Annotated in this window: 14 protein-coding genes; 8 read left to right on the top strand and 6 right to left on the bottom strand. The window is 71.2% G+C overall.

Annotated elements, in window-relative coordinates; all coding sequences use genetic code 11:
- The first annotated feature begins 26 nt into the window (after positions 1 to 26).
- Positions 27 to 1,070: an ISAs1 family transposase gene (locus ACIQVL_RS50070; RefSeq protein WP_403479087.1), complete on the top strand. Its 1,044-nt coding sequence runs from the start codon at positions 27 to 29 to the stop codon at positions 1,068 to 1,070.
- A 166-nt stretch (positions 1,071 to 1,236) separates the two neighbouring features.
- Here the strand turns inward: ACIQVL_RS50070 and ACIQVL_RS50065 are convergent, their stop codons facing one another.
- A complete protein-coding gene (locus tag ACIQVL_RS50065) occupies positions 1,237 to 1,767 on the bottom strand; it encodes an SDR family oxidoreductase (RefSeq protein WP_403479094.1) in 531 nt (176 codons plus the stop codon).
- Between the two features lie 818 nt (positions 1,768 to 2,585).
- Between ACIQVL_RS50065 and ACIQVL_RS50060 the strand changes: the two genes are divergently transcribed.
- Positions 2,586 to 3,403 (top strand): IS5 family transposase gene (locus ACIQVL_RS50060; RefSeq protein ID WP_403479086.1). Its coding sequence is split into 2 segments (ribosomal slippage): positions 2,586 to 2,937 and positions 2,937 to 3,403, totalling 819 coding nucleotides; the frame shifts between segments, so codons are not numbered across the junction.
- Between the two features lie 433 nt (positions 3,404 to 3,836).
- Here ACIQVL_RS50060 and ACIQVL_RS50055 read toward each other — a convergent pair.
- Positions 3,837 to 4,205, bottom strand: coding sequence for a VOC family protein (locus tag ACIQVL_RS50055; RefSeq protein WP_403479085.1), 369 nt, complete (start codon positions 4,203 to 4,205; stop codon positions 3,837 to 3,839).
- A gap of 62 nt (positions 4,206 to 4,267) precedes the next feature.
- Here ACIQVL_RS50055 and ACIQVL_RS50050 point away from each other — a divergent pair, with 62 nt between their 5' ends.
- The gene (locus tag ACIQVL_RS50050) at positions 4,268 to 4,726 is read left to right on the top strand and encodes a MarR family winged helix-turn-helix transcriptional regulator (RefSeq protein WP_403444295.1); all 459 of its coding nucleotides are present in this window, start codon (positions 4,268 to 4,270) and stop codon (positions 4,724 to 4,726) included.
- Positions 4,727 to 5,190: 464 nt separating this feature from the next.
- Here ACIQVL_RS50050 and ACIQVL_RS50045 read toward each other — a convergent pair whose 3' ends face one another.
- Positions 5,191 to 5,838, bottom strand: a complete 648-nt coding sequence (locus tag ACIQVL_RS50045) for a ScbR family autoregulator-binding transcription factor (RefSeq protein WP_403479084.1) — start codon at positions 5,836 to 5,838, stop codon at positions 5,191 to 5,193.
- 1,553 nt (positions 5,839 to 7,391) lie between these two features.
- On the opposite strand from ACIQVL_RS50045, the gene ACIQVL_RS50040 reads away from it, so the two are divergent.
- From ACIQVL_RS50040 to ACIQVL_RS50025, 4 genes are all read left to right on the top strand, one after another.
- Entirely contained in the window at positions 7,392 to 8,522 is a 1,131-nt protein-coding gene (locus tag ACIQVL_RS50040) for an AfsA-related hotdog domain-containing protein (RefSeq protein ID WP_403479083.1), read from the top strand.
- Between the two features lie 769 nt (positions 8,523 to 9,291).
- Positions 9,292 to 10,353, top strand: coding sequence for an oxidoreductase (locus ACIQVL_RS50035; protein ID WP_403479082.1), 1,062 nt, complete (start codon positions 9,292 to 9,294; stop codon positions 10,351 to 10,353).
- Between the two features lie 304 nt (positions 10,354 to 10,657).
- Positions 10,658 to 10,858: a hypothetical protein gene (locus ACIQVL_RS50030; protein ID WP_403479081.1), complete on the top strand. Its 201-nt coding sequence runs from the start codon at positions 10,658 to 10,660 to the stop codon at positions 10,856 to 10,858.
- 103 nt (positions 10,859 to 10,961) lie between these two features.
- Positions 10,962 to 11,336, top strand: a complete 375-nt coding sequence (locus ACIQVL_RS50025) for a hypothetical protein (RefSeq protein ID WP_403445176.1) — start codon at positions 10,962 to 10,964, stop codon at positions 11,334 to 11,336.
- 147 nt (positions 11,337 to 11,483) lie between these two features.
- Here the strand turns inward: ACIQVL_RS50025 and ACIQVL_RS50020 are convergent, their stop codons facing one another.
- From ACIQVL_RS50020 to ACIQVL_RS50010, 3 genes are all read right to left on the bottom strand, one after another.
- Entirely contained in the window at positions 11,484 to 11,789 is a 306-nt protein-coding gene (locus ACIQVL_RS50020) for a hypothetical protein (RefSeq protein WP_403479080.1), read from the bottom strand.
- A 1,195-nt stretch (positions 11,790 to 12,984) separates the two neighbouring features.
- The gene (locus tag ACIQVL_RS50015) at positions 12,985 to 13,671 is read right to left on the bottom strand and encodes a LuxR C-terminal-related transcriptional regulator (protein ID WP_403479079.1); all 687 of its coding nucleotides are present in this window, start codon (positions 13,669 to 13,671) and stop codon (positions 12,985 to 12,987) included.
- Between the two features lie 87 nt (positions 13,672 to 13,758).
- A complete protein-coding gene (locus ACIQVL_RS50010; protein WP_403445153.1) occupies positions 13,759 to 14,325 on the bottom strand; it encodes a TetR family transcriptional regulator in 567 nt (188 codons plus the stop codon).
- Positions 14,326 to 14,628: 303 nt separating this feature from the next.
- On the opposite strand from ACIQVL_RS50010, the gene ACIQVL_RS50005 reads away from it, so the two are divergent.
- Positions 14,629 to 15,032, top strand: a 404-nt coding sequence (locus ACIQVL_RS50005; RefSeq protein WP_403479078.1) for a response regulator transcription factor, incomplete at its 3' end; no start/stop codon positions are given.

The raw sequence follows: 15,032 nt of genomic DNA, 5'->3' as shown, positions 1-15,032 counted from the left end.
CCGCATCTTCACCGATCCTCGCGTCTGTGGTCCAGCTCGGCTCTGCCGGCACCGTCACGGAAGCAGACGTCCCCTCCCTGCTCCGGCACCTTGAGCGGGTTCCCGACCCGAGGATCCGGCGGGGACGCCGTCACCCGCTGGCCTATGTCCTCGCCCTGGCCGCCTGCGCGGTCCTGGCCGGGGCCCGTTCCCTGACCGCGATTGCAGAGTGGGCCGCCGATCTGCCGCGCGACCGGCTCGCCCGCACGGGAGCGCGCGTCCTCGACCCCGAACCTGGCCTTGCCTGCCGACCGCCGTCCGAGGCCACCTTCCGCCGCGTCCTCCAACGCCTCGACGGTGATGCCCTCGACAGCGCCATCAGCTCCTACTTGCGCGAACGCGCCCACCATCAGCCAGAGAAGAAGGAGCTGGTCCAGGTCGCTGTGGACGGCAAGACTCTGCGCGGCGCGGTCCACCCCGACGGCAGCCAAGTCCACCTCATCTCCGCGCTGCGGATGGACGGGGTGGTCCTCGCCCAGCGCGAAGTGCCGTCAAAAACCAACGAAATCACCGCGTTCAAGCCCCTCCTGACCCCACTCGACCTGGAAAACCATGTGATCACCTTCGACACCCTGCTCACCCAGACCGATCTGGCCCGCTTCCTCGTCGAGGACAAGAAAGCGCACTACATCGCCGTGCTGAAGGCGAACCACCCCCGCCTGCACCAACTCGTCAAGGAACTGCCCTGGCGGGACGTCCCGTTCGGCCAGCGCAGCCGGGACACCTCCGGGGGCCGTAACGAGATCCGCCGGCTGAAGGCCGCCGCGATGACCCGGCTGCCTTTCCCTCACGCGGCGCAGGCCTCCAGATCGTCCGCCGCACCGTCCGGAACGGGAAGACCACCATCGACCGCGCCTATGCCCTCACCAGCCTGGACACCCTCCATGAACAGGCGGACAACTCGCGGAATACGTGAGACGGCACTGGTGGATCGAGAACAAGGAACACCGTGTCCGCGACGTGACGTTCGAAGAGGATGCCTCCCGCGTCCGCACCGGCACCGCACCCCGCGCCATGGCCGGCCTGCGTAACCTTGCCCTCGGCACGCTCCGTCTCGACGGCTGGACCAACATCGCCCAAGGTCTCCGCCATCACAGCCGCTGCCCCGGCAGGCCCCTTGAAGGTCTGGGCATCTGACACCGAGGTCGGAGACGAACAGACCGCCTCACCGAACTGTTCGTCCCCGACCTCTCCTTGTCACGCGGTGAAGCCGCCGTCCACGTGGATCGAGGCTACGGTGATGTATTTGCCGTCGGCGCTTGCCAGGTGGGCGACGGTGGCCGCGATCTCGGCCGCTTCCGCATAACGGCCCGCGGCGGTGAAGCCGGCGATCGTCTCGGCGTTCGGGCCATCCGCGGGGTTGGTGTCCGTGTCGGTGGGGCCGGGGTGGACCACATTGACCGTGATGCCGCGCGGGCCGAGCTCTCGGGCCAGGCCCTTGGCCATGCCGACGAGGGCAGTCTTGCTCATCGAGTACAGGGCCAGGCCCGGGAAGGGCGCGCGTTCGGCGACATTGCTGCCGATGCTGATGATGCGTCCGCCATCGCCCATGTGACGTGCCGCCGCCTGTGACGCCACGAACGGTGCCCGGACATTCACGGCCAGGGTGCGGTCGATCTCCGTCTGCCCCAGGTCGTCGAGCAGGCCGACGAGAAAGACGCCGGCGTTGTTGACCAGGATGTCCAGCCTGCCGAATGTCGCGGCTGCCTCGTCCACCGCGGCGGTCAGTGCGGGATCTGCGGGAGTCCGGTGATACAGGGGGCTACGCGGTCTACCCGGAGCCGGGAGGGCTGTTGCCGTGGGGCGAGTCGCTCGAAGGTGATGTCTTCTACTGGCGCACGGCCGGCCGGGATCCCGGGCGGTGGCCGGTGGTTGCCGGCGGGCGCAATGGTGCCTGGTGGGAGTGCGCGGGAGGCATGCTCGCGTTCCTGGTGGGCGTGGTCGACGGGACGGCGGAGAGGGCCGAACTGCCCGACGGTGTACTGGGTCCGGCTGCGTCGGTGGTCCTGCTCGGCTCGTGAGGCGGGTCGGCCTCGGCCAGCGCCGAACTGTTTTTCGGGCAGGAGGGGGGTTCTGTCTCGTTGTCTTCGGCGGTCCGTGCGCCGCGGGCCTTGCGGGTCGTTTGCTTCGGTGGCCGGGCGGGGCTCCGGTGTCTGCCGACCGGCCTCGGTTCGCCGCAGCGGTCGCAGGCCGTCGGTCAGGCCCGCACGATCGGGCGGCCGGTACGGTCCACGGGCTCGCTGCTTCGAAGAGGTCGAGTCCTTCGGCTTCACGGGCTGTCTGAACCTTCTGTACAAGTACGTCAACCTAGGCCGCGCGGACGCCGACCGCAGCCATGTCCCGCCACGTCGGCTCGCCCGGAGGATGCTGACCAGGCCCGACAGCCTCGAGGCCGGGCAGCACGAACTCCTAGACGAACTCAGCGCCGCTTGCCCCGAGATGACCCGACTGGTGTCAGGCATGGGGGACTTCGCCCCGCTCCTTAGAGGTCCTAACAGAAGTTGTTGATCATGTGACTTTCGGCTTGAGGGGTCGTTGGTCTGCTTGTGGGGAAGAGGGAGTCGCGGCCATGGATTGTCTCGGACGAACTGTGGTCGCTGATCGAGCCGTTGCTGCCGGTGCCGGGTCCGAAGCTGGTCGAGGGCAGACCGCGGGTGCCGGACCGGCAGGCGTTGTGCGGGATCCTGTTCGTGCTGCACACTGGCATCCAGTGGGAGTACCTGCCGCAGGAGCTGGGGTTCGGCTCGGGCATGACCTGCTGGCGGCGGCTGGCCGCCTGGAACGAGGCCGGCGTGTGGGACGAGCTGCATCTGCTGCTGTTGAAGAAGCTGCGTGCGGCGAAGAAGCTGGACTGGTCGCGGGCGGTGATCGACTCCTCCCACGTGCGGGCGGCCCGCAGGGGCCCAAAAGCGGTCCCAGCCCGGTCGACCGCGCACGGCCGGGCAGCAAGCACCACGTCATCACCGACGCCCAGGGCATCCCGCTCGCGGTGTCGCTGACCGGCGGGAACCGCAACGACGTCACGCAGTTGCTGCCTCTGGTCGACAAGATCCCATCCGTCGCCGGAACCGTGGGCCGGCCCAGGCACCGGCCCGACGCCCGGCTTGCCGACCGCGGCTACGACCACGACAAGTACCGGCGCCTGCTGTGGGCCCGGGGCATCCGCCCAGTCATCGCCGAACGAGGCCGGCCCCACGGCACTGGCCTGGGCATCTTCCGGTACGTCGTCGAAAGAACGATCGCCTGGCTGCACGGCTTCCGCCGCCTGCGCATCCGCTGGGAACGACGCGACGACATCCACGAAGCGTTCCTCGGCCTCGCCACCTGCCTCATCACCTACAGACACGTCCGACGCCTTTGTTAGGACCTCTTAGGCCACATGCCGGCAGCCCCGGTGCGCTCACGCGTTGGGTCGTTCAAGTCCGGACAGGTGATCTGCCCCGCCTGTATGCCTTCGCCCGGGGTCTGGACCGGGACGTCGGCGCTGTGATCGCCGGGTTCACGCTTGCGTACGGCAGCGGCCCCGCCGAGGGCGTCAGCACCCGGTCCATGCGGATCGCGCGCCGGATGCAGGGCCGTGCAGGCTTCCCTCTTCTCCGCCACCGCATCCTCCTGGGCTGGCCGGACGCTCTGTCACCGCCGGCTGCGGAACAGGCCCGTTCGTTTGGCAGGCCCGTCCTGGCGGGCGGGCACGGGCCGGCGGGGGAAGCGATGTCGAGACCTGTGGCTGGGAGCTGCACCGTCGCGTTCGAGTCCGGGGCGCTGCCGCTGGTGATCGTCCGGTGGTGTTGGGTCGGTCAGGTGCGGTCGTGGAGGGTGACGTGGTAGCCGTCGGGGTCGGCGAAGGTGAAGGTCCTGCCGAAGGGGCCGTCGATCGGTGCGGAGACGATGGTGTGACCGTCGGCGGCGAGCGCGTCGTGGATGGCCTGGACGTCGGTGGCGTGGAGCCAGATCGCGGCACCGATGCCGGGCTGGGCGGCGGATGCGAGGTCGGTGCCGGGAATGACGTCGCGGAGTGCGAAGGCGATGGGCTTCGTCTCGAGGACGACGGCGTGCGCAGGTCCGGCCGGCGAGCGGACGAGGCCCAGGTACTGCTCGTAGAACGCCTGTGAGGCGTCGGGGTCGCGCACTTGGAGGGAGATGAAGTCGGGGCCGGTGGCGGGCATGATGGCACTCCTTCTTTTCGTGTCAGCTTTCTGACATGCAGAAGCTATGTCAGAATGCTGACATGAGTCAGGAAGGTGTCGGCGTCGACCTGGAGACGTCACTGGGCTATCTGCTCAAAGAAGCGTCGAGCGCTCTTCGTACGGCCATGGAGGAGGTGCTGCGGCCGCTCGGGATGAGCGTGACGCACTACTCCTGCCTCGAGCTGCTGGCGCAACGGCCGGGCTTGTCGAACTCCGAGCTCGCGCGGGGCGCGTTCGTGACACGGCAGACGATGAACGTGCTGCTCCAGGCCCTGGAGCGGGACGGCTGCGTGACCAGGCCCGCGGAGGCACCCGTCGGGAAGGTGCTTCCGGCGCGGCTCACGCCTCGCGGCCGGCGAAGCCTCGAGAAGGCGAGCGCAGCCGTCCGGTCCGTCGAGGCCGGAATGCTGGCCGGCCTGACCGGGACCGAGCAGTCGGAGGCGTTCCGGATCCTGCAGAGCATGATCCGTTCCCTGCGCGGTGACAGCGAAGGCGCATAGCCCGCTCCGCGGCACGCGTCCCGTCACGCTCGGACAGGAGTGCGGCCGAGCCTGAAAGCCGTGCCGGCGACCTCGAAAACCGGCAGACCCGAACTGCACCGTCTACCGCGATGAGCCGGCTGTGAGCCGGGGCCGGCCCGGCCCGGAAGTCGGGGCCGCTTGGAGCCGGAATCTCCGCCCGGCCGCACTTCAAGTGGGGCCGCTTCAAGCCGGAGAAATGGGGCCGGCTCAAACCGTTGAAGTTGTTGAGGTCGGTGTCGGGCGCTCTTTGGGGTGCTCCCTTGTCCTGCGCTGTGTGCGGGTTGAGGGGGTTGGTGGTGTGGTTGGTGTAGGTGGTGATGTCCTTGGCCGGCTCCTCGGGGTCTTTCGCGTCGTTTCTGGCGCGGTGCTCGTGCTTGCGGTCGAGGTCTTGGCTCTCGGCGGCGTCTGTGTTGTTGCCCGGTTGGGTGTGGGTGTGGGGGTGTTTAGGGTTGGTTGGGGTTGAGGGTGGTGTTGAGGATGTCGTGGGTGCGTTGGGGGAGGTCTGTGCGGTTGTGGAGGATCCAGGAGATGTGTTGGGCGCCGAAGAAGGCTGAGGTGAGGGTGTGGGCGAGGGCTTGGGGGTTGCAGTCGGGGCGGAGTTGGCCGGTGGTGTGTGCTTGGGTGAGGAGGTCGGTGAGGGTGGTGGTGAATGCGGTGTAGGGGGTGGGGAGTGCGGCGTTGATGTAGGTGCGTTCGACTTGGAGGCGGGCGCCGGCCTGGATGGTGGTGTCGTCGCGGAAGGCGGTGGCGGTGCGGGTGAGGATGGTGCGTACGGTGTCGAGGGGGGTGTTGGTGGTGCGGCGTGCGGTGTCGATGAGGTCGTCGAGGCGTTCGTAGAATTCGTCGGCGAGGGCGAGGGCGAGGGCTTCTTTGTTGGCGAAGTGGAAGTAGACGGCGCCTTTGGTCATGTCGGCGAGTTCGGCGATGTCGAGGATGGTGACGCCGGGGAATCCTTTGTCGGCGAAGGCTTGGGCGGCGGCGTCGAGGAGGAGGCGGCGGGTGCGTAGTGCGCGTTCTTGTTTGAATGCCTGGCCTTTGGCGTTGGCGGTGCGGCTGGGGCGGGGGTGTGGCGGGGCGGGGTCGGACGGCACGGGTTTCTCCTGGTGCTGTGGGGCGCTTGCGGTGTGCTGCGGGGGCGGGGGCGGGACCTTTCTGTAAACATACCTTTGATTAGGTATTTTTACGCGGTCTGGTCCCGGGAGGTGCCCGTGGTGGCCTGCCCGCGGTGGCCTGCCCGCGGTGGCCTGCCCGTGGCCGCCTGCCCGTGGTGGCCTGCGGGCGGTGGCCTGCGGGCGGGTTGCCGGGGGGTGGGGGGCTGGGTGCGGTCGGTGAGGGTCCTGGTGCCGGTTGCGTGGTCTGCCGGTGCTCCGCTGCCGGATGGCCCGTAGGGGCGTCGGGTCCTGCATGTGGCTGGGCCGCCATTGCTGGGTCGTGGGAGGGGCGGTGTCCTGGCTTGCCGGGTGGCGCCGCCTGCAGCGTTGCTGCGGGTGCAGGGCCGGGTGCTTCCTCGCCTTCCTCGCTTTCGTCGGCATGGCCGCAGATCTCATCGGCTGCCGTCGTCTTGCGGGGTGAAGCGGCTGCGGGGTGATGGGGTGGGTTGGGTCCTGGATGTTGCGCGTCGCGGCAGGGCAACGAGCCGGCCCGGCCGTCCGCTGTGCGGCTCGTTGTCCTTCTCGGTCGGGAACCGTGCTGTGCTGTGTGTGGCGGGTCGCAGGGGGGCTGGCCTTGTCTGGTGGCGGTGCCGGTAGCGGGCTGTCCTCGGCTCCAGATCGCCCGGGTCCGGGCTTCCGGTCCTGGCGGGAGCGGCTGGTCCCTCCGGGCCTTCGGGGGCTGTCAGCGCCGGCATGCCGCCGTGCGGTGCGTACGCCGCTGTGTACTCGCCTTCGTCGGCGTCCATGGCCTGCGCCCGGTTCGTGGCGTGGGCGGAGGATTCGAAGACGGGCAGGTTCTCGTCGCGGTCGAGGATGAGCACCGTATCGGCAGGGGGTTGCATACGGATCACTGTGGCGGTCGCGTTCGTCGTGCTGCGGCCAGAAGAAACGGTGTCTTTGAGCGCCGTGAGGTGTCCTGGGAAGGGGGTGGGCCTTCAGTGGTTCCTCGGTGCTGGTGGTGAGGGGTGTGTGCCGGTCGGGGGCGGTGCGGAGCGGGCTGGCGGGGCTGGGGGCGGTCAGGGGGGCGTGTCGGTGACGGGGGCGGCGGCGGTGTGTTCGCCGGGTGCGGTGGGGATGTCCTGGGCCGGCTGCTCGGCCGTTCGTGGAGCCTTGGGGTGTATCGGGCCGTCCGGCGTCGTCCGGCTTCGCGGGTGAGGGCCGGCGGGCCGGACTGGTCCGGCCGGACGGCCGGGTGCTGGATGTGCGGGCCCGGGGCGCGTGTTTCTTCCGGTGCCTGGCGGGGGTGGCTGGGGGGGTGTGGGGCGGTGTGTGGGGCGGGTGGTGGCGGGTGGTGGTTTTCGGCGGGTGGCCAGAAGTGTGTGCCGGGGGCGGGGAGGTGGCGGGAGACCTTGTATATACCTTCTGGGAGGTATATTTTTTGGCGCGCGTCGTGAGTGTCAGCCCGTGAGAGTGTCAGGTGTGGCTAGAGCACTGGGGGGATCATGCGTCACGCAATGTCCGGGCGGGGGTCTGCGGGTCTGCTGACTGCGTCCGTGCCGGCCGGCCGGCAGCTTGCTTTTGTGCAGCCCGTCCCGCGTCATCTGGTGCACCGGGCGTCGGTGGCGGAGGTGTTTGTGACCGATGCCGTCGCCGGGGAGGGGGACCGTTTCCTGGTGGCTGCGCAGTGGCCGCGCGATCATGCGCTGTACCACCCGGACGGCAGCGGTTGCGCGGATCCGCTGCTGTTTGCTGAAACGATTCGGCAAACGTTGGTGTTTCTGGCGCACGAGTACTACGGGGTGCCGCTGGGGTACCGGTTCGTGGGCCGGGACATGGATTTCGAGTTCACCGAGCGTTCTGTGCTGAAGGTGGGTGCGGTGCCGCTGCCGGTGGTCCTGGAGGTGTCCTGGGCGTGGGCGGACCACCGGCCGCCGCAGCGTTACGGGATGCGTATCGAGGCTGTTCTCACTGTCGGTGGTGTGCCGTGCGGGCGGGGCAGTCTGCGGGTGGTCGCGGTGGACGAGAAGCGTTACGGGCTTCTCAGGCGGCGCGCCGGCCGGCCGGCCTCGCCGGTCCCGCCGGTCTCGCCGGCCGGGGCGGTCCCGCCGGGCGGGGCGGCCTCACCGGACGGTCTGCCGCCGGGCGGGGCGGCCTCACCGGACGGTCTGCCGCCGGGCGGGGCGGTCTCGTCGGGCGGGGCGGGCGGGGTGGTCTCGCCGGTTTCGTCGGGCGGGGCGGGGCGGGGGGTGGGGGCTGGGCGGCTGGCTGCCCAGCGGGTGGGGCGGCTGCGGGCCAAGGACAGTGTTCTGAGGCCGGGCGGGCGGGCGGGGGAGTGGGATCTGGAGCTGGATCTGGGTCATGCCATTCTTTTCGACCATCCCACCGACCATGTGCCGCTCATGGTGCTGCTGGAGGGTTTCCGCCAGCTGGGGTACCTGCAGACCAGTGAGGGGGGTGCGGCTGTCCCGCACACGCTGGCCGGGGCGTCTGTGGCCTGTCTGGCGTTTGCGGAACTCGACGTGCCGGTCCGGCTGGTGATGACGCAGCATCGTGCGCCGGCGGATGCCGGGGGTCCGGTGCTGCTGCGGGTCGAGGCGGTGCAGCGCGGTGTGCTGCTGTCGACCGCGTCGATGTCCTGGACGGCTGAGCGGGGTGTGCCGGTGGCGGCTCCCGGCTCTGCCTGACGCAGGCGGTGTTCCCGTGGCCGCCCGGTGCTGTAGCGCGCGGGGTGCCCGGGCTGCCGTGCCCCGCACCGGGTGACCGGGCTGTGCGGCTGTGCCCGCGGGGCGGCGGTTCTGTTTCTTCTGATGTGCAACGGCATGTGCCCGGGCCTGCCGCACACTCATGTCCGTGTCCGCGGCGTGAGGTATCCGTGATGTCTGAGGAGTCGTCGTCATGACTGCTGCCGACGGGCCCGTCCTGGAAGTCTCTGCCGGGCCCCCGTCCCCGTCTGTGCCTGTGCCCGGGGCCCCGGCCCCGTCCGCGTTTCCGTCTGTGCCCGCGTCTTCGTCTTCGTCTCCGTTTGTGCCTGTGCCTGTGCCTGTGCCCGGGGCCGGGTCTGCGTCCGGCGCCTCGTCCGGGTCTGCGTCTGTGTCCCCGTCCGAGTCCGGGTCCGGGTCCGGGTCCCCGTCCGAGTCCGGGTCCGGGTCCGGGTCCGGGTCCGGGTCCGGGTCCGGGTCCGGGTCCGAGTCCGGGCCCGAGTCCGGGTCCGAGTCCGAGTCCGGGTCCGAGTCCGGGTCCGTGCCTGCGTTTGGATCTGTGTCCGGATCCGGATCCCTGCCGGCGTCTGTGCCCGCGTTCGTGCCCGAGTCCGAGTCCGAGTCCGCGTCCTCATCCGGGTCTGTGTCCGCGTCCACGTCCGGATCCATGTCGGTGTCGGTGTCTGTGTCTGTGCCGGCGTCGGTGTCTGGGGTGGGGGGTGGTCTGGTGGGTCGTGTGGTGGGGGTGGCGGGTGTGGCTGCCCGTCATGCGGTGCGGGCTGATGGGGAGCGGGGTCTGCATCCTGAGGTGGTGCGGGCGGTGTGTGAGGCGGGTTTTGCCCGGCATTTCGTGCCGGGGCGCTGGGGTGGTGTGCAGGGGACGTTCAGTGAGCTGGTGGGTGCGGTTGCGGGGCTGGGTGAGGGGTGTGCTTCTGCTGCCTGGTGTGCGGCGCTGTGGGCTGCGCACGGCCGTTTTGCGGCGTGTCTGCCGGTGGCGGGTCAGCGTGAGCTGTGGGGGAGGGGGCCGGATGTGTGTATCGCGGCGGGTGTGATGCCGCCGGCGGGCGGGGCTGTGCCGGTGGGCGGCGGGTGGCGGCTGGAGGGTGAGTGGGAGTGTGTCAGCGGTGCGGGGCAGGCGGACTGGCTGCTGCTCGCGGCCCGGGACGTCTGCGGTGCGGGGCGTCCTGCGCGGGTGTTCCTGGTGCCGCGTGAGCAGGTTGCGGTGCGTGATGTGTGGCACAGCACGGGGCTGCGCGGGACCGGCAGCGACACGGTCGTCGTCGCTGCGGCCGTGGTGCCCGCGCACCGTACTTTTCCCCTGGCCCTTCTGGTGGAGGGGGCGCCGGGGCCGGGGCGGGCCCGCTGTCACAGCGTGCCTGCCCACATGGGCGGGGGCCTGCTGTTCGCCGCGCCGGTGCTGGGCTGTGCGCGGCGGGCTCTTGCAGCCTGGTCGGTGTGGGCGTGTGCGCCGGGTGCTGCTGCTCCTGTGCGTGTGCAGGCATCCGTACGCGAGACGCTGGCCCGTTCGTCGGCGGAGATCGATGCTGCGGCGCTGCTGCTGGAGCGGGCCGCGCTGCGGGCTGACACGGCGGTCGTCTGTGAGGCTGCCGTCGCCCGCAACCGGCGTGATGCGGCTTTCGCCGCCGATCTGCTGGTGTCGGCCGTGGAGCGTCTCTTCCGCACGGGCGGCCGGCATGCCCGTACCGACAGCGGCTGCCTGCAGCGCTGCTGGCGTGATGTGCACACGGCTGCGGCGCATGGGGTCCTGCGCATGGAGGCGGCGGCCGACGCCTATGCGTCCGTGGCCGGTGCCTGAGCGGTGAGCGCCCGTGTGCCGCCGGCCGTGTGCACGGCCGGCGGCACACGGGCCGCGGTCTGTCCCGCTCGGGTGCCGCCGCCCGGCGGGGTTTCACCGCTCCGGCCTTGCGGGACGGTGCGGAGGGCCGGTCGTGTCCTGTCCCGCCGCAGTGATGACGTGGTCGATCGCGGTGGCGGCGTCCTCGGCGGCATGGGCGGGCTGGCAGGAGTCCTGGGCCCCATGGCGGTCCGTTCGGCACCCCCATGCTTCGAAGCCCGGGCGTGTTGGCGCCGGCGGTGCCGGCATGCGGGGGGAACCGCCGATGCCCCACGCGCCCATGAGGGGTACTCCGACGGCGTCCGCGGCGGCCACGGCTTCGCGCGGCTGCCCGCGGGCGGTCGACAACCTCTCCCTGCAGGCCCTGGCCGCCGCGTTCGCCACCGGCAAGAACCTCGTCGGCGAGGCCGCCGCCCGCGCTGCCGTGAGCGAGGTGGCAGGCGGCTGGGAAACCCCCCTTTTTTGATCCCTTGACCGGGCCGGAGCACTAGGGTGACCCGGTGGGGTGTGAGCTGCGGGAACGATGGGGCGGACAGCCACTGTGGGCGAGATGGGTTCTCGCGGCGTACTTGATCGGATTCCTCGAAGGATCCTGCGTCCACATTCGCGATCTGGTCCGTGAAGGCTTCCATGCCTATGCAGCGTTTCCCCAGGTTCTCCTGCAGGCGTTCTTCGTCGGCTTGGCGATCCTTGATCCGCTCGTGGCCGTCCTGGTGGGGCTCCTGCGACGGGAAGGGGTCTGGCTGGCAAGTGCCGTGATGGTGACGGACGTCTTCGCGAACTGGTGGGGCAACCGGCACTGGCTGCAGGACGATCCCGCGAAGCTGCTGCCGCTGTTGCCCATCACCCTCTTCGGTCTGGTCGTCGTTGCGTTCTTGCTCCCCCTGCACCGCGCGGTTGCCACAACGGCGGGCAGGCCCCAGACGGCCCTGCCGCCCGCCTGACGGCCCCCACGCCGCGCAGCCTTGAAGCACCGGCACCGTGCCGACGAAAACGACACCCTGCCGGCGACCGCCCCGCCGGAACACCCACCGGCGGGGCGTCGCCGTCACACTTCGCCGGCATCTTGAACGCCGCCCTCGTCGGCATTTTCAGCGTCGGGCAGCATGTGCTTTGTCCAGGGCCTTGCGGGAGAGGCCGGCCGCTACGACGCGATCGGCAGCGCCGTGGCCGGGCGGGGCATGGACGGCCGTGGTGGGCACCGTGTCGCGGTGCCGGTCGGTCATGGCCGCGGCGGCGTCGTGGCGGGCGGTACGGCCGCCGGTGTCGAGAGCCGTCACCCGGGTGAGGCCGGGGCCGGGCAGGCGGTGCCCGGTGAGGAATGCGGTGACGGCGTCGCGGAAGGCGGCGTTGCGGTCGGCCGGGGTGTTGCCGGGGTCCGGCATCAGCAACGGCATGACCGGCAGCAGATCACGGGCGGTGATCTCGGGGCAGGCGGGCCGGGCGTCGGTTGTTCGGCCGTGCCGGCTTCCGGCTGCTGCGCAGGCGAGTGCTGCTCGCCTGCGCCGGCCGGGCGGACGTCAGATGTTGCGGGGGCCGGCTGCGTCTGCGCACGTGCAGCTCTTTTCCAAGAGGTCGTAGGGGACAGAGGGAACAGGACGGGGCCGGTCCGTCCGGTGTGGAGGAGGCCTGCATTTCGCAGGAGGCCCTCGTGGCGGAAGCCGGCCTTGACCGGCCTGCTGGGAAGCGGTGTTCTCGGTGGCGGCCCGGAGTTCCGATGCTGGAACTCCGGGCCGGTCGGCAGCCATGGAGCCGATGCGCTGGTTGCCTCGGCGGCGATCCCGCGGCCGCGGGCCCGGGGGGATGTCCGGTAGCCGGCCTCACTCGCCGGGGCCCGCCGGTCGGTCCTCTTCGGTTTGACGGTGCCCATGAGCCGCCCGGTGCGGGCGTCCGCGACCGCGGAGTGGATGCCGTCACCGGACTCGCGAAGGGCATGGGCCGCGCTCGTGCACCAGGCGGCCGCGTCGCCGGCGTGCAGGGCTGAGGAAGAGGGAGCCGTCGCCGGGTGGGAGCGTCGCCGCAACTCGCCTGCGTGTCTTCGATGTCGGCACCGGTGAAGGGGCGCAGGACCGGTCGTTCCGTGTGCAGCACCGTCTCGGGGAGCATGCACCTGTCCGTTTGCGGCCGGTTGCCTGAGACCGGCCCGGCGCTGGCAGGGCCTGACGGACATCGTGTGATCGCGGGGAGACCCCGAGGCCGGTGGCTCACTGCAACCGGTCACGCGGATGGGGCCGGAGCCGTTTCCCGGCAGCCCCCGCCCCCGGGCGGATGCGGCGGTCCGCGGCGGCCCGGGGGCGGCGGGACGGACGGCCGGCGGGGCCCTTGGGGTGTGTGGCCGGGACGTCCGGCATCGCGGCCGGCGGCTGGGGGCCCTTGCCCGGTGCGCTGCGGTGCGCTCCGCGGCCCTGGTCTGGTCGGTGGCCGGCAAGGGAGGCCCCGTGGTGCCGGGCGGTTCTCCCGGTGCCGCCCCGGTGCCGGTGCCGTGCCGTGCCGGTGCCGTGCCGGTGCCGTGCCGGTGCCGTGCCGTGCCGGTGCCGTGTCGTGCTGGTGTCGTGCTGGTGGGGCGGGGGTTCTGGGCCGGTGGGGCTGTGGTCAGGTGGCCACGCGCAGCCGGCGGGTGCTGCGGATGTCGCCGGGGTGGATGAAGCGCAGGGAGGCGGCTTTGTTGACGGCGTCGAGGCGGCTGACGGCGTCGAGTTTGGTGAAGATGTTGCTGAGGTGCCGTTTGACGGTGCCTTCTGCGATGCCGAGCCGGACGGCGATCTGGCGGTTGCTCAGGGCTGCTGCGGCGTGGGTGAGGATCTCCACTTCGCGTGCGGACAGTTCCGGCCCGCTGGAGGGGCCGGTGCCGACGGTGTGCAGGGTGGGCCGCAGCGGCAGTGTCACGGTCTGGTGGGAGCGGGTCTCGCGCTGGGCGCGTACGGCGTCGATGAGGGTGCTGTAGCCGATGCTCTTGTGGAGGTAGCCGTGGATGCCCAGGTCGAGCAGGGACTGGACCAGGCGGGGCTGGTCCAGCATGGACAGGACGAGGACGTGGCAGGCCGGCACGCCGTGCAGGAGGCGGTTGAGGAGGGACTCGCGGCTGCCGGCGGGGGTCATGCCGATGTCGAGGACGACGAGGTCGGGGTGGGTGCGGGTGACCAGGGGGAGCAGGTCTGCCGTACAGCCCGTCTGGCCCACGACCTCGACGCCGGGCTCGGTGTCCAGCAGCGCGCACAGGGCCTCGCGCAGCAGGCTCTGCTCGTCCGCGATCACAACGCGTATGGGTGTGGGTGGCATGGCAGGCGGTACTCCTGTTTCCCGGGCCGGGCCGGGCCGGTGGCCGGCGCGCCTGGTGGACACGGTCCCGGCCGGGGTGACGGCCCGTCATCCGGCGTCGAGCAGCTTGAGGGCGATGTCCGTGACTTCCTGTACGTCACAGGGGCGGGGGCGCAGTTCCTCGGGAGCGGCCGCGCCGGCGCCGGCGCAGGCGAGGGTCAGCAGGCATCCGGCGATGAGGTGCGGCGGGTGGTCCGCGGCGACCGCTCCTTTGTCCTGGGCGGCCCGTACGGTCTCGCTGGTGTGCCGGAGCAGGTCGGACAGGGCCGTGGGCGGGTGCACGGCGGGCAGTGACGCCCGCAGCCGCAGGGCCGCGCGCAGCCGGATGTCCGACTGCAGCCGTGCGCCGAGCCCGCCCACGAGCCGGCGCAGCGTGTCCACCGGGTCCGGTGCCGTGCTGTCGGGGCGCAGCGCGGACAGGGCCAGGGCGCCGTACGCCTCGAGCGCGGCCGCCACGGCCTGCTTGGACGTGAAGTGCCCGTACACCGCGCCCTTGGTCATGCCGACCCGGTCGGCCACCGCCTGCAGGGTCGCGCCGTCGGGGCCGTGCACCGCGAACTCCTCGGCGGCGGCGTCCAGGATGCGTTCGCGGGTCCGCTGAGCCCTGTCCTGCATCCCGTCCCCTCCCAATAAAAAACCTTTGCGAAGGAATCATATCGGGGCGGGGCGGGCCGCCGCAACGACGGTGCAGGGCCGGATGTGTCTTTGAGTGCGGTGCTGTGTGCCGGAAGTCGTAGCGGCACCGGCCCGGGGCGTCCTGGTGGCCTAGCTTCCTGGCGCGGGGGCTTCGCACCGGCACGCCGCCGCCCCGGGCGGCCCGCCCGCGGGGGCACCCGTTCGTGGCCGGCACGCGCCCGGTGACGTTCCCGGGGACGTTTTTCCGCAGGTCCTGCGGGAGGAGCGAGGGGGAGGCACGACGTGGAAGTGGAAGAGGCGCCGGGCGCGAAACTCACCGGCCGGGAGTCGGACGTGCTGCGCCTGCTGGCGTGGGGGCTGAGCAACCGGCTCATCGCGCGCAGGCTCGACATATCCGAGAAGACCGTGAAGAACCATCTGAGCAGCATCTACTTCAAGACCGGCGCCGCCGGCCGCACCCAGGCCGCCCTCTACGCCCGCCACGCCGGCCTGACCGGCCCCGGGGAGGCGGCCCTGTCCGCGGTGTTCGCTCTTGTGCCCGGGAAGGACGCGCCGCCCGCCGGGAGGGCCCTGACCGCACGCGAACGGGGCGTGCTGCGCCTGCTGGCGTGGGGGCTGAGCAACCGGCTCATCGCGCGCAGGCTCGACATATCCGAGAAGACCGTGAAGAACCATCTGAGCAGCAT

Source organism: Streptomyces sp. NPDC090499, from assembly GCF_044769305.1.
Lineage (GTDB): Bacteria > Actinomycetota > Actinomycetes > Streptomycetales > Streptomycetaceae > Streptomyces.
Note: the sequence above shows the minus strand (reverse complement) of the source record. Positions and strands in the feature narration are given on the sequence as shown.